The organism is Streptococcus sp. 449_SSPC, from assembly GCF_001073005.1.
Classification (GTDB): domain Bacteria; phylum Bacillota; class Bacilli; order Lactobacillales; family Streptococcaceae; genus Streptococcus; species Streptococcus salivarius_F.
The window spans coordinates 1-13,234 of record NZ_JVGR01000004.1 but is presented as its reverse complement, the minus strand read 5'-3'; the positions used below and the strand labels follow the sequence as shown (position 1 = coordinate 13,234).

The following is a 13,234-nucleotide window of genomic DNA, read 5'->3' as shown; positions in this document are numbered from 1 at the left end:
TCAATGCTCTTATTTTACCATAATTAAGAGCTTTCATCTAACGCTATAAAACAGATGGAAACTTGGTCTGAGTAAGTTTCTCATTAGCTGTGAAAAAAGTTCTAAGTTTAAGAAATATGTAATATTAAAGGTGTTATTTTTTCTTAAAAATTTGATATAATACTAATTAAGTCTAAAATCATAATCATGCTCTCTAATGAAAAGTGAATGTAGGGGATTGTGGTCTTGTGGATTTGAAAATAGATCCCTATGGGGAAATTAATTTGAGGATTAAAAATGATTTACCTTTCAGAAGTTAGAAAGTCTCCAGAAGGGCTCGCCTTTAACGAAGCACCTTCTTTGTTGGAGTCTATTAAAGAACGCTATGATCAAGTTTTAAATCTTGAACAGATTCAAGCAAGTGGGCAGGTAGCCTATGACAATGGTTTGTACCTTTTGGATTATCAACTCAGCTATGATATTACCTTGCCATCTAGCCGTTCACTTGAACCTGTGACCCTTAGTTTTAACTATCCGGTTTCAGAAACCTTTATACAAGAGGCAGATGCTGCTCTTCAAAAAGAATTAGTCGAAGAAAATCTAGTTCTTATCTTGGATGGGGATACCATTAATCTTGATGAGAGTATTCTAGATAATATTCTTCTTAATATTCCTTTGAGAGTATTAACACCTGAGGAAGAATCAGGACAAATTTCGCTCTCTGGGAATGACTGGGAAGTCTTGTCAGAAGAGGACTTTGCCGCACTTCAACAGGAGAAAAAAGAGGCAAGTAATCCCTTTGCCCAATTGAACGGTCTATTTGACGAAAATTAATTCAAAAAAACAAACTAAAAATGTTTGACAATTTTAAAAATCTATATTATTATATCATTAGAAGTTAATTTTCGGATTTATTCATTGGGTAAATCTACAGACTTTTTAAGGGAAATGGAAGTCAAAAAATTTTAAGAAAGTGGTAAATACTTATTATGAGCAAACGCATTTTGATTGTTGAAGATGAGAAAAACCTTGCTCGTTTTGTCTCTCTTGAACTTCAACACGAAGGATACGACGTTGTGACAGCAGACAACGGACGCGAAGGACTTGAAATGGCACTCGAGAAAGATTTCGATCTTATTCTCTTGGACCTTATGTTGCCTGAGATGGACGGTTTTGAAGTAACACGTCGTCTCCAACAAGAAAAAGATACTTATATTATGATGATGACAGCTCGCGATTCAATCATGGACATTGTTGCTGGTTTGGACCGCGGTGCTGATGACTATATTGTAAAACCATTTGCGATTGAAGAATTGTTGGCACGTATCCGTGCAACCTTCCGTCGCCAAGATATCGAAGCTGCTAAGAATGCACCAGCAAAAGCATCAACTTATCGTGATTTGAAATTGGATGTTCAAAACCGTACAGTTGTTCGTGGTGATGAAGCAATTCCATTGACAAAACGTGAGTTTGATTTGTTGAACACACTTTTGAGCAATATGAACCAAGTGATGACCCGTGAGGAACTCTTGCTTCAAGTTTGGAAATATGATGACGCCATCGAAACAAACGTGGTAGATGTTTATATTCGTTACTTGCGTGGAAAAATCGATGTTCCAGGTAAGGAATCATATATTCAAACAGTACGAGGAATGGGTTACGTTATCCGTGAAAAATGAGTAAATTACAAGATAAATTATTTGGTAAAGTAACCATTAGAAAAAAGTTGACCATGACAACTGCTGTGGTCTTCTTTCTTGTATTGTCGATGTTCACTCTGGTTGTTGTTTTCTCAGCCAATACGCTACTTTTGCAACGTGAACGTCAAAATGTAAACACTACAATCTCAAAAGTTGTTACTTATATCGAAAAGGACTGGGACTCCGACGAGGAGTTGAGTCCAGAACCGCTTTTAGCGGCCCTTTATTCGCCGAAAAATATCTATGCATCGATCATTAATGGTGTGCTTTCCGAAAAGCACTCTTTGGATGGTCAAGTTGCGATTTCTAATAAATTATATTCTAACCAATCTGTTTTTGTTTATGACAAAAAGGGAACGTTTATCTTTACTTCTGAGGAGAACACAGACTCGCCTCCAGGTATGTCCGAGGTAAACAAACTGAAGTCAGTTTCCTATAAAGGGAAGCGTGGTTTCTTGCTGCAAGTTCCAATCTACGGTAAGGATAAAAAGACTATCGTTGGTTATGCCCAAATTTTCCATGATTTGGAATTCTACTATGCTCTTAAAGAGCGTTTGATTTTCTTATTGATTTTCCTAGAAGTGGGGATGACGGTCCTAGTTATCGCAGCAACTGTAGTTGTCTTGACATCTATTCTTCGTCCGATGAGACAGTTGCACGAAACGATGGGAGTTATCACCGATTCGCCAAGTGATTTGGAACTTCGTTCTAAGATTGAAAGTCACGATGAAATTGGTGATTTGGCGGTTAACTTTAACCGTATGATGGATAAAATCCAAGAAAATAATCAGATGCAGATGCGTTTCTTGAGTGACGTCAGTCATGAATTGCGTACGCCGATTGCGGTTATCAAGGGGCATATGGATCTCTTGCAACGTTGGGGTAAAAATGACCCTGAGATTCTCGAGGAGAGTCTTGAGGCTGCCAGTCACGAGGCCAACCGTATGACGATTATGATTAATGATATGTTGGATTCAATCCGTGTCAAAGGATCATTTGAAAATCATAGAAACGATACTTGTGATTTGAATTCTTCAATCCGTACGGTTATTGGTAACTTCCGTGTCTTGCATGAAGATTACCAATTCTATCTCAATGATTTTGAGAGCTCAGAGCGCCCTGCACAGATTTACAGCCAACACTTTGAACAGGCGATTACGATTTTGATTGATAATGCGGTCAAGTACTCTCCTGTTAACAAGGAAATCCAGGTTACAATTAAGGCTCTGGAAGATGAAATGTTGGTACAAGTGCAAGATAATGGTGAAGGGATCTCTAAAGAAGATATTGAGCATATCTTTGAGCGCTTCTACCGTTCAGATAAGGCACGTAATCGTACGACAACGCAATCTGGTGTTGGTATTGGTTTGTCAATCCTTTACCAAATTGTGGAAGCTTATCGTTGCCGTATCGATGTTAGTTCTGAACTTGGTGTTGGAACACGTTTCGACCTTTACATTCCATTTGCGGATGGAGGAACGACGACACCTCAGCTTGAGCTTTAAATCAATTTATAAGAGACTTAAAGTGATTCTTGGTCATGAGCACGCCTCGTTTAGGGCGTGCTTTTTATGTGTTTTTATGGTAAAATAGAGTACCGAATTTCAAAGATTGGTGGTGAAGTGCATGCGTTGTCCAAAATGTCAACATAATAAATCTAGTGTTATCGATAGCCGTCAGGCAGAGGATGGGAATACCATTCGTCGTCGTCGTGAGTGTGATTCTTGTCATGCTCGTTTTACAACATTTGAGCGTGTGGAGGAAGTTCCACTTTTGGTTGTCAAAAAAGACGGTACCCGTGAACAATTCTCTCGCGATAAGATTTTCAATGGTATCTTGATGAGTGCTCAGAAGCGTCCGGTTTCTAGTGAGGATATCGAAAATGCCATCACCCGTATTGAGCAAAACATTCGTCGTAACCATGATGGAGAGGTTGATAGTGATGTCATTGGGAATTTAGTGATGAAAGAACTTGCTGACCTTGATGAAATTACTTATGTACGTTTTGCCAGTGTCTACCGTTCTTTCAAAGATGTTGATGAGATTGAAGAGTTGCTTCAAGAAATCACCAAAACTGTACGTGCGAAAAAAGAGTCTAAAAAATGAGACCTATTGAAGAATTTGTCTATGTTGGCAATCAGGTTATCGTTCCCGATCAGGCAAGTTTGATGCGTTGCTATTATCCCATTATTGGGGGTGAGGGCTACGCTCTCTACCAGTATTTCGTGGCTTTTTATGACAATGGTAATCACCGCCATAAGTTTGCGGCTATTCTGAACCATCTTAACTTTGGAATGCAGCCCCTTCAGGAAGCACTGGCGGTTCTGACAGCAGTAGATCTCTTGGCCTTTTACCAGTCACCCCAAGGGTTTTATGTTATAGAGCTTAAGTCTCCCTTATCAATTGAGCAGTTTCTAAAACATGCCGTTTATAGTTCACTTCTCGAGCAAAAGATTAGTGAACCAGCAGTAGATGCTTTGAAACCGGTAGGTTTACAAGGGTTGCAAGATTTATCTAAACGTTTTTCGGATGTCTTTACCGATGAGCGTTTGGCTCAAAAGTCTGTATCTGAAATCAAGCCCAAAAATTCATTTGATTTAAGCAGTTTCAGGAATCGTATGCAGGCTGATGGGCTTGTATTCAAAGATGAAAAGACAGATGTGCCAGAAATCTATAAATTGTCTGAAACTCATGGCATGAATTGGTATGACACCTATCTCTTAGCTAAGAAGACAGCCGTGAACCACCAGATTATTGTCAAGCGTATGCAGTTGCAATTAGAGCAGGCTAAAGCTCAAACATTGGGTGGTGATTCTGCTTTGACGGAGACGGAGAAAAAGATTCTTAAAGCGGTTAGGTCCGAAAAGCCTATAGATTACTTGCAAAGTGCTAAAGGCCCAAGCGGGACTGTGACTAATTCTGAGAAGCAGATTCTCACGGATTTGGCACAAAGAGGCTTTATGGATGAGGTCATTAACCTTATGGTTGCCTACAGTTTGGGACGGACACGTTCGACGAATGTAAATCGAGAGTATATCTCTAAACTTGCCAACGATTTTGCCTTTAAGAATATCGTCACTGCTGAACAGGGACTTTTAGCCTTGCGTAGCGGTTACGACAAGAAATCACAGCAAGCAAAAGCTGATTCTAAGAAGAAAACAAATGTGCCGAGCTGGAGTAATCCAGATTATGATAATCAAACCAGTCAGGCTGATCAGGCCAAGTTGGATGAAATTAGACGTCGAGCTTTGGCAAAACTAGAAAAAGGAAAGGAGTAGCCTATGGAAAGAGTTGGACAAACCCTAAATCGAACAGGGCATCATGGGTCTGGCAATGCAACAGATTTAACGAAGCAAATTTTGGCGGATCCAAGAGTGGCTAGCTTTATTCAAGAGCATAGCCTAAGCCAGGATGAAATCAAACGTAGTCTTCCTAAGTTTAATCAATTCCTGGTGGAATGCCGTAAGGTCAAAGAAGGTGATGCCTCGTATATTGCCAAAGGGTATGAGCCGATTCTGACCATGAATGAAGGCTACGCTGATGTCACCTATAAGGAGACGCGTCAGCTCAAAGAGCAACAAGAACAGCAGGCTATTGCTAAGCGGATTAATTTGGTGAGTCTGCCTCAGTCTTATCGTAAGATTACCTTTGCGGACATTGCTCTAGATGATGTGGCTCGTGTTGATACCTTTGAGAGTCTTGTGGATTTTGTGGCGAATTACCCTAGTCCAGACCAGAAAGGCCTTTACATCTATGGAGACATGGGGGTTGGAAAATCCTTCATGTTGGCTGCTATGGCTCATGAACTTTCAGAGACCAAGAAGGTTGCTACGACCATTATTCATTACCCATCATTTACTATTGATGTTAAAAATGGAATCAAGGATGGTTCTGTCAAGGAACAAATTGATGCTGTCAAACAGGCGGAAGTTTTGGTTCTAGATGATATCGGTGCAGAACAATTCTCTTCTTGGATTAGGGATGACGTTTTGCAAGTTATCCTCCAGCATCGTATGATTGAGGAGCTGCCTACCTTCTTTACGTCTAACTATAGTTTTGCGGATTTAGAAGCGAAGCTATCCAATGGACGTCAAGGAGATGAGACTTGGCAGGCCAAACGTGTGATGGAGCGTATCCGTTTTCTAGCCAAAGAGGTTCACTTGAAGGGTGTTAATCGCCGTTAGGGTGATCCTAATAATTATAAAGAATAAGAGAGTTTGCTTCCTTTGGTGGAAGTGAGACTGCTAATTGAAGAAAGGAATCCCTATTTAATCAGGGACTTAAACATATGACATTACCTACAGTTGCTATCGTGGGTCGCCCAAACGTTGGGAAATCGACCCTATTTAACCGAATTGCGGGTGAACGTATCTCTATCGTCGAAGACGTTGAAGGGGTAACACGTGACCGTATTTATACCTCTGCTGAATGGCTTAACCGTCAGTTTAGCTTAATTGATACAGGTGGTATCGATGATGTAGATGCACCATTTATGGAACAAATTAAGCACCAAGCTGACATTGCCATGACTGAAGCTGACGTTATTGTCTTTGTCGTTTCAGGTAAGGAAGGCGTGACAGATGCGGACGAGTACGTTGCTCGTATTCTCTATAAGACCAACAAGCCAGTTATCTTGGCGGTAAATAAAGTGGATAACCCTGAGATGCGTGCAGATATCTATGATTTTTATTCTCTAGGTCTTGGTGATCCTTATCCAGTTTCATCTGTTCATGGTATCGGTACAGGGGATGTTCTCGATGCTATCGTTGAAAACCTTCCAACAGAAGTTGAAGAAGAAAATCCAGATATCATTCGTTTTAGTTTGATTGGACGTCCAAACGTCGGAAAATCAAGCTTGATTAACGCCATTTTGGGCGAGGACCGAGTGATTGCTAGCCCGATTGCTGGTACGACTCGCGATGCCATTGATACAAACTTTGTGGACAGTGAAGGTCAAGAGTATACCATGATTGACACCGCTGGTATGCGTAAATCTGGTAAGGTTTATGAAAATACAGAAAAATACTCTGTCATGCGTTCAATGCGTGCCATTGACCGTTCTGATATTGTCCTTATGGTTATCAATGCCGAAGAAGGTATTCGTGAGTATGACAAGCGTATCGCTGGTTTTGCCCATGAAGCTGGTAAAGGGATTATCATCGTAGTTAACAAATGGGATACGATTAAGAAAGACAATCATACCGTTGCTAACTGGGAAGCAGATATCCGTGATCAGTTCCAATTCTTGAGCTATGCACCAATTATCTTTGTATCGGCTGAGACGAAACAACGTCTTAACAAGTTGCCAGAGATGATTAAACGCATCAGTGAGAGTCAAAATCGTCGTATTTCATCAGCTGTTTTGAATGATGTTATCATGGATGCCATTGCCATCAACCCAACACCAACTGACAAAGGAAAACGCCTTAAGATTTTCTACGGCACACAAGTTTCGGTTAAACCACCAACATTTGTTATCTTTGTCAATGAAGAAGAGCTTATGCACTTCTCATACATGCGTTTCTTGGAAAATCAAATTCGTCAAGCCTTTGGTTTTGAGGGAACACCAATTCATTTGATTGCTCGTAAACGTAAATAAAAAAAGAGACCAACCAGAATAGAATCTTTATGGGTTGGTCTTTTATCATTGTAAGGAGAAAACGATGTTAGAAAATGTTCAAGCTTATTTGTCAAAACAGGGAGTTAAGTATATCAAACCTGAAAAAGCTGGTCCACATAAGGAAGAGATGGAAGACCTCAAGGCACTTGGTCAAGCAGCTCGTAAGGAGATGCAGACTTTAGCAAAACTTCTAGAGGAGCGTTTGGCACCCTTTAAGATGGATCGTGTCAGTAATTGGGCCAATCAGGCACAAATATGTCGTCCGCACTTTTGGTGCTATTACAGGGCCCTTGAGGATAGTTTAGACGATGTTGCTATGGCGATTCGACTTTATGGTCAGCCTGAAAAATGGGGGATTTCAGTTGAGGTTAGTTTTGTCGAACGGAAAAAATCAGATACCACTCTAGCTAAGCAACATAAGGTCCTAGACTTACCGATTACACCCTCTCTATACTATTTTGCCCAGGAAAATGGTGTTAGTCATCGTGTGGAAGGAGCTGAAGAGAATCGTCAGATGCTTAAAGAAGCAGTTAGAGATGGTCGTGTTCGTAAGGTGTTGGTCAAATATGATGTCCCTGTGACTCCTAGTGAAACAATGGAAGAGTTGGTAGAAGAACTCGCTGATGGATTCTATAAGTTGAAACCATACTACGAGGAAGCTAATCAAAACTAAAAAAATCTCCAGATTTTTCTGGAGATTTCTCTTATTTATTTTGGTGCAATCACTTCAGCACCACCCATGTAAGGACGAAGAGCTTCAGGGATAGTTACTGAACCATCTTCGTTTTGGTAGTTTTCAAGGATAGCAGCTACTGTACGTCCAACAGCAAGTCCTGAACCGTTAAGAGTGTGAAGAAGTTTTACCTTACCATCGGCTTCGTCGCGGTAACGGATTTGTGCACGACGGGCTTGGAAATCTTCTGTGTTTGAACATGAAGAAATTTCGCGGTAAGTGTTTTGTGCTGGAATCCAAACTTCCAAGTCGTAAGTTTTCGCAGCTGAGAATCCCATATCGCCAGTACACAAAGTGATGACACGGTATGGCAAGTTAAGTTTTTGAAGAATGTTTTCAGCGTTAACTACCATTTTTTCCAATTCATCATAAGAGTTTTCAGGTTTTGAGAATTTGACCATTTCAACCTTGTGGAATTGGTGAAGACGAATCAAACCACGTGTGTCACGACCAGCTGAACCAGCTTCTGAACGGAATGAAGGGCTCATAGCTGTTAAGTAGATTGGCAATTCTTTACCATCAAGGATTTCACCACGGTAGTAGTTTGTCAAAGGAACTTCGGCTGTTGGGATAAGGACATAGTCAGTACCGTCAAGCTCGAAAGTATCTTCTTTGAATTTTGGATATTGACCAGTACCGAACATTGAGTCGTGGTTAACCATGTAAGGTGTGATCATCTCAGTGTAACCTTCTTTAGCATGCTCATCCAACATGAAGTTGTAGATTGCACGTTCTAATTTTGCTCCAAGGCCTTTGTAGAAAAGGAAACGAGAACCAGTGACTTTAGCACCACGTTCCCAATCTAGGATACCAAGGTCTTCCCCAAGATCCCAGTGTGCTTTAACTTCAAAATCAAATTCACGAGGTGTTCCCCAACGACGAACTTCTACGTTTTCATCTTCGTCAGCGCCTACAGGAACAGAGTCATTTGGTGTGTTTGGAAGTGTCACAACGATGGCATTAAGCTTTTCATCGATAGCAGCAAGTTCTGCATCAATTTCCTTAATTGCTGCAGAGACTTTTTGCATTGCTGCGATTTGTTCAGAAGCATCTTCTTTGTTACGCTTAGCTTGAGCGATACCATCTGAAGCAATGTTACGTTGAGCTTTGAGTTCTTCAGATTTGATAAGAAGTTCGCGACGTTTAACATCAAGCTCTTTGAGTTCATTTAAAGTTTCAGCAGCGACACCACGTGTAGCCAATTTTTCGGCAAGGGCATCGAAGTCGTTACGAATACGTTTTACATCTAACATAAGTTCCTCCAAAAAGTAAAACACTCCAGTGAAAGTGTTGGAGTGACATAGGCCACGGTTCCATCCAACTTCACAGGAGTGCACTTGTTTATGTTTTTAATTATTAGAAACGGTAGAATTTCGTAGGTCAACCCTACCTGCTCGCAGCAACCGCAGGCTTTCTGTAAGGGTCTAGCTAGTACTTATCCGTCTGTTATATTATACAAAAATTATGATTTTTTGGCAAATAAACCTTTGAGTCGAGCGCCAATAGTTTGAATAAGAGTTGGTAGCTTGACTACTTTTTCATTGCCAAGGTGTTCCCTAGCAATCTTTAGAATCTTCCCAGAATCTTTAGAAGCAAAGAGGAATTTGCTCTTGTCTGTCAACACTTCAAAGTGGCGGCTAATTCTCTTTCCTGATACATTTGCACCGATTTGAGTGATGCTAGTCCATGGAATTTGAATGTATTGCTCGACATTGACATCTGGGTAGAATTCAAGAGCCACATCTCCGATTAGAAATTTACCGACTTTCCCCCCTATAGCCATGTAGGAAACGCCTGTTGTATGTAGTTCAACTGTTTTGTTTAGTGATTGTGCCATATCTATCTCGCTTTTTGATTGTAGTACTTTTATTATAGCATAAGAAAAGAGTTCAGCTTTGCTAAACTCTTACTCTTTTTACATGATTCCGAAGAAGCTTGCAACAATACCAACTACAAAGAGTCCGATGATGATTGTGATTGGTGAAACTTTCTTCTTAAGCAACCACATACATGCAAAAGTAAGGAGAAGTCCCATCAAACCTGGAATCAATGAATCCAATTGTTTTTGAAGGGTATCCACTTGAATCTTATCGAAGCTAAGTTTGTCATTAACTTGGCCGAGGATAGTCTTAAGTTGGTCACCGCTAACATTGCCTTTAGGCCATTCGATATAGGCACCTTTAGACAAAACTTTACCTGGAAGGTTTACAGTGAAGACGATAGATACCCAACGTTCAACAAGGACAGCCAAGATGAACATACCAAGGATTGATGCCCCTTTAGTAATATCTTTCAAGATACCACCAGACATGTCTTTAGTGATTTCTGAACCTGCTTTGTAACCAAGTTCTTGAGTGTACCACAAGAAGGCCATACGGATAAGGTTCCAACCGATGAAGAAGATAAGTGGACCAGCGATGTTACCAGCTTGTGCCAATGATGCACCAAGGGCACCAAGGATAGGACGAACTGTGAACCAGAAAACAGGGTCACCGATACCGGCAAGAGGCCCCATCATACCGATTTTAACCCCTTGGATAGCAGCATCTTCGATGTCAGTACCGTTAGCTTTTTCTTCTTCAAGAGCCAAGGTAACACCCATGATAGGAGCAGCTACGTAAGGGTGGGTATTGAAGAATTCCAAGTGACGTTTAAGAGCTGCGGCTTGGTCTTCTTTGTTAGTGTAGAGTTTTTTGATAGCAGGAATGAGTGAGTAAGCCCAACCCAAGTTTTGCATACGTTCATAGTTCCATGAACCTTGCAAGAATTGTGAGCGCCACCAAACCTTTTTACGATCCGCTTGAGATAATTGAATTTTTTCAGCCATGAGAGCACCCCTTCCTAGTAGTCTTCCAAGATATCGCCGATTGGGTCGCCTGAACCAGATGAAGTTCCGCCACCATTTCCGCCACCTTGTTTAGAAAGGTTGAGGTAGATGAAGGCAATAGCGACACCGATAGCACCAAGAGCGATAAGTGTCAATTGGCTAATAGCTGCGAAAGCAAAACCGATGGCGAAGAATGGCCAAACTTCACGAGTTGCCATCATGTTGATAACCATGGCGTAACCAACGGCTACGACCATACCACCACCGACAACCATACCGTGGTTGAGCCAGTCAGGCATCAAACCAAGGGCATGTTGAACAGATTGTGCTGGGATAGCAAGAAGAAGGGCTGCTGGGACAGCAATACGCAACCCTTGAAGAAGAAGGGCAAGATAGTGTGCACGTTCAACACCAGCGATGTTTCCGCTTTCTGCTGCTTTATCTGCAGCGTGAACAAGGGCAACAGAGGCTGTACGAACAAGCATAGTTAGGAAGAGACCGGCAACTGCAAGTGGGATAGCTGTTGCAGTCGCAACACCGATACCTTCAGTTGTGAAGTTACCACCTTTAACCAAAATGATGGCAGCGGCAACAGAGGCAAGTGCAGCGTCGGGAGCGACAGCGGCACCGATATTAGCCCAAGCAAGGGCAATCATTTGAAGAGAACCACCAAGCATGATACCTGCAGTGAGGTTACCTGTAGCAGCACCGATGAGGGTACATGCAACAAGTGGTTGGTGGAATTGGAATTGGTCAAGGATACCTTCAAGACCAGCAAGGAAGGCAACAACTACGACCAAAATTGCAGAAATAATTGACATATCTGACATGGTAATAATTCCTTTTCTATTGAGTTGTGATTAGCTGAAATAATCAACTAATTTTTCCGAATGAAGATTATTGAACGTTAGCTTTTTTGATAAGGTCAAACAAGTCTTTTTTAGAATCATTTGGTACCTTACGAACGTCGAATTCGACACCAAGGTCACGCAATTTTTCGAAGCAAGCAACATCGTCTTTGTCCATAGACAAAACGTTGTTAACCATTGTTTTACCAGTTGAGTGAGCCATAGAACCAACGTTAAGTTCTTTGATTGGCACGCCACCTTCGATAGCACGAAGTGCATCTTGAACAGTTTCGAACAAGATAAGTGCGTGTGTGTTACCAAAGCGAGGGTCTTTAGAAGCATCAATCAATTTTTGAATTGGAACAACGTTTGCTTTAACCCCATTTGGTGCTGCTTGTTTGATCAATTCTTTACGAAGCTCATCTTTAGCAACATCGTCTGAAGCAACAATGATACGGTCTGCTTTAGAAGCAGGTGTCCAGTTAGTTGCTACCTGACCATGCAAGAGACGTGTGTCCAAACGTGCCAAGTTAATCTTGAGTTTACCATCTCCGATAACTGTCCCTTCTGGGATAGCTCCTTGAGGTGCAGCGGCTTCTACAGGAGCTGCTGTTGTTTCCTCAGCTGGATTAAGCTCCTCTGGAAGTGCTTTGATACCACCCTTAGCTTCCTTGATGATATTAGCAGCAACTTGCTCTGCAGTAGCGTTAGCATCCATCATACGTTCAGTGTATGCTTGGATTAGCATTGGCAAGTTAAGTCCTGTGATGATAGCAATCTTGCGATCTGGATTTTCTCCAGCAATTCGGCTAGCTTGGTTAAATGGTGAACCAGACCAAAGGTCAGCCAAAACAAGAATTTCATCATCAGCATCGAATTGTGCAATGGCGTCGTTGAAGTGAGCGTACAAATCATCAGGACCTTCACTTGGCATGAAAGTTACGACTTGAACTTTCTCTTGGTCTCCAAAAATCATAGAGCCTGATTGGTGGATCCCTTCAGCGAACTTACCATGGCTGGCAATAATAATACCGATACCCATTCGTGTTCTCCTCCTTATAAATTATTTTTTCCTAGGCTTAAAAAGACTATCTCCGATTTTTTTCAAGACGCTAAAAAAAGCGTCTCTCAATCTTTTTAAACATAAGAAATCAAGAACAATTATATTGTAAAACGCTTTCACATAAATGTCAATAGCTAGTGAGATAAAATTTCAAAACAAGTCAATTTCTTTCAAAAATGAGCAAAACATTATAAAAAGATTGCCCAACCATTAGATTGGACAATCTTTTTATAATATTCGGAGATTATTTCTTCTTGACAATGAGTCGGAAAAGATTTTTAAAGCCTTGTTTGAGGACAGCGATAAAGCTAGGTGCTTTTCTTAAACTTTCTCGAGGAATTCTTTTTTGAATTTCTTTCAAAGTTATTCGGCTTTTTCGACTGGCAAAACGGAAACGTCCATTTTGCTTAGTTCGGATTTCAAAGCGTGGGATGAATTTACCACCGAAGTAGACATCGGCAATC

At 41.1% G+C, this 13,234-nt stretch carries 14 protein-coding genes; 8 read left to right on the top strand and 6 right to left on the bottom strand.

What is annotated here, in order from left to right; genetic code table 11:
• The first annotated feature begins 276 nt into the window (after positions 1-276).
• From ADH51_RS00805 to ADH51_RS00770, 8 genes are all read left to right on the top strand, one after another.
• Positions 277-813: a DUF177 domain-containing protein gene (locus tag ADH51_RS00805; protein ID WP_002883813.1), complete on the top strand. Its 537-nt coding sequence runs from the start codon at positions 277-279 to the stop codon at positions 811-813.
• 155 nt (positions 814-968) lie between these two features.
• A complete protein-coding gene (locus tag ADH51_RS00800) occupies positions 969-1,658 on the top strand; it encodes a response regulator transcription factor (RefSeq protein ID WP_002883757.1) in 690 nt (229 codons plus the stop codon).
• The gene (locus ADH51_RS00795; protein WP_048673865.1) at positions 1,655-3,184 is read left to right on the top strand and encodes a HAMP domain-containing sensor histidine kinase; all 1,530 of its coding nucleotides are present in this window, start codon (positions 1,655-1,657) and stop codon (positions 3,182-3,184) included. Before ADH51_RS00800 ends, ADH51_RS00795 begins: the two co-directional genes overlap by 4 nt.
• 121 nt (positions 3,185-3,305) lie before the next feature.
• Complete coding sequence (gene nrdR / locus ADH51_RS00790; RefSeq protein ID WP_002883820.1) at positions 3,306-3,785, top strand: transcriptional regulator NrdR; 480 nt, start codon at positions 3,306-3,308, stop codon at positions 3,783-3,785.
• Complete coding sequence (locus ADH51_RS00785) at positions 3,782-4,957, top strand: DnaD domain protein (RefSeq protein WP_048673863.1); 1,176 nt, start codon at positions 3,782-3,784, stop codon at positions 4,955-4,957. The genes nrdR and ADH51_RS00785 overlap by 4 nt, the downstream gene beginning before the upstream one ends.
• A 3-nt stretch (positions 4,958-4,960) precedes the next feature.
• Positions 4,961-5,863 carry a primosomal protein DnaI gene (gene dnaI / locus ADH51_RS00780; RefSeq protein WP_002883792.1) on the top strand — a complete coding sequence of 301 codons (903 nt, stop codon included), beginning with the start codon at positions 4,961-4,963 and terminating at the stop codon, positions 5,861-5,863.
• A gap of 104 nt (positions 5,864-5,967) precedes the next feature.
• Positions 5,968-7,278 carry a ribosome biogenesis GTPase Der gene (gene der, locus ADH51_RS00775; RefSeq protein WP_002886596.1) on the top strand — a complete coding sequence of 437 codons (1,311 nt, stop codon included), beginning with the start codon at positions 5,968-5,970 and terminating at the stop codon, positions 7,276-7,278.
• Between the two features lie 64 nt (positions 7,279-7,342).
• Positions 7,343-7,972: a hypothetical protein gene (locus ADH51_RS00770; protein WP_048673861.1), complete on the top strand. Its 630-nt coding sequence runs from the start codon at positions 7,343-7,345 to the stop codon at positions 7,970-7,972.
• 35 nt (positions 7,973-8,007) lie between these two features.
• Here the strand turns inward: ADH51_RS00770 and serS are convergent, their stop codons facing one another.
• From serS to ADH51_RS00740, 6 genes are all read right to left on the bottom strand, one after another.
• Positions 8,008-9,285: a serine--tRNA ligase gene (gene serS, locus ADH51_RS00765; RefSeq protein WP_048673859.1), complete on the bottom strand. Its 1,278-nt coding sequence runs from the start codon at positions 9,283-9,285 to the stop codon at positions 8,008-8,010.
• Between the two features lie 209 nt (positions 9,286-9,494).
• Positions 9,495-9,869, bottom strand: a complete 375-nt coding sequence (locus ADH51_RS00760) for a DUF956 family protein (protein WP_002883765.1) — start codon at positions 9,867-9,869, stop codon at positions 9,495-9,497.
• Positions 9,870-9,947: 78 nt separating this feature from the next.
• The gene (locus tag ADH51_RS00755; RefSeq protein ID WP_002883717.1) at positions 9,948-10,859 is read right to left on the bottom strand and encodes a PTS system mannose/fructose/sorbose family transporter subunit IID; all 912 of its coding nucleotides are present in this window, start codon (positions 10,857-10,859) and stop codon (positions 9,948-9,950) included.
• A 14-nt stretch (positions 10,860-10,873) separates the two neighbouring features.
• Positions 10,874-11,689 carry a PTS mannose/fructose/sorbose transporter subunit IIC gene (locus ADH51_RS00750; protein WP_038675304.1) on the bottom strand — a complete coding sequence of 272 codons (816 nt, stop codon included), beginning with the start codon at positions 11,687-11,689 and terminating at the stop codon, positions 10,874-10,876.
• Between the two features lie 67 nt (positions 11,690-11,756).
• Entirely contained in the window at positions 11,757-12,749 is a 993-nt protein-coding gene (locus ADH51_RS00745) for a PTS sugar transporter subunit IIB (RefSeq protein WP_002883770.1), read from the bottom strand.
• A gap of 265 nt (positions 12,750-13,014) precedes the next feature.
• The coding region (locus tag ADH51_RS00740) for a DUF956 family protein (RefSeq protein ID WP_048673855.1) at positions 13,015-13,234 on the bottom strand (220 nt) is incomplete at its 5' end.

Excerpts from the sequence above, each read along its gene's own strand:
- serS (WP_048673859.1), bottom strand. The coding sequence starts at position 9,285 with ATGTTAGATGTAAAACGTATTCGTAACGACTTCGATGCCCTTGCCGAA.
- der (WP_002886596.1), top strand. The coding sequence starts at position 5,968 with ATGACATTACCTACAGTTGCTATCGTGGGTCGCCCAAACGTTGGGAAA.
- ADH51_RS00760 (WP_002883765.1), bottom strand. The coding sequence starts at position 9,869 with ATGGCACAATCACTAAACAAAACAGTTGAACTACATACAACAGGCGTT.
- ADH51_RS00770 (WP_048673861.1), top strand. The coding sequence starts at position 7,343 with ATGTTAGAAAATGTTCAAGCTTATTTGTCAAAACAGGGAGTTAAGTAT.
- ADH51_RS00755 (WP_002883717.1), bottom strand. The coding sequence starts at position 10,859 with ATGGCTGAAAAAATTCAATTATCTCAAGCGGATCGTAAAAAGGTTTGG.
- ADH51_RS00795 (WP_048673865.1), top strand. The coding sequence starts at position 1,655 with ATGAGTAAATTACAAGATAAATTATTTGGTAAAGTAACCATTAGAAAA.
- ADH51_RS00785 (WP_048673863.1), top strand. The coding sequence starts at position 3,782 with ATGAGACCTATTGAAGAATTTGTCTATGTTGGCAATCAGGTTATCGTT.
- ADH51_RS00745 (WP_002883770.1), bottom strand. The coding sequence starts at position 12,749 with ATGGGTATCGGTATTATTATTGCCAGCCATGGTAAGTTCGCTGAAGGG.
- ADH51_RS00750 (WP_038675304.1), bottom strand. The coding sequence starts at position 11,689 with ATGTCAGATATGTCAATTATTTCTGCAATTTTGGTCGTAGTTGTTGCC.
- ADH51_RS00800 (WP_002883757.1), top strand. The coding sequence starts at position 969 with ATGAGCAAACGCATTTTGATTGTTGAAGATGAGAAAAACCTTGCTCGT.
- ADH51_RS00805 (WP_002883813.1), top strand. The coding sequence starts at position 277 with ATGATTTACCTTTCAGAAGTTAGAAAGTCTCCAGAAGGGCTCGCCTTT.
- dnaI (WP_002883792.1), top strand. The coding sequence starts at position 4,961 with ATGGAAAGAGTTGGACAAACCCTAAATCGAACAGGGCATCATGGGTCT.
- nrdR (WP_002883820.1), top strand. The coding sequence starts at position 3,306 with ATGCGTTGTCCAAAATGTCAACATAATAAATCTAGTGTTATCGATAGC.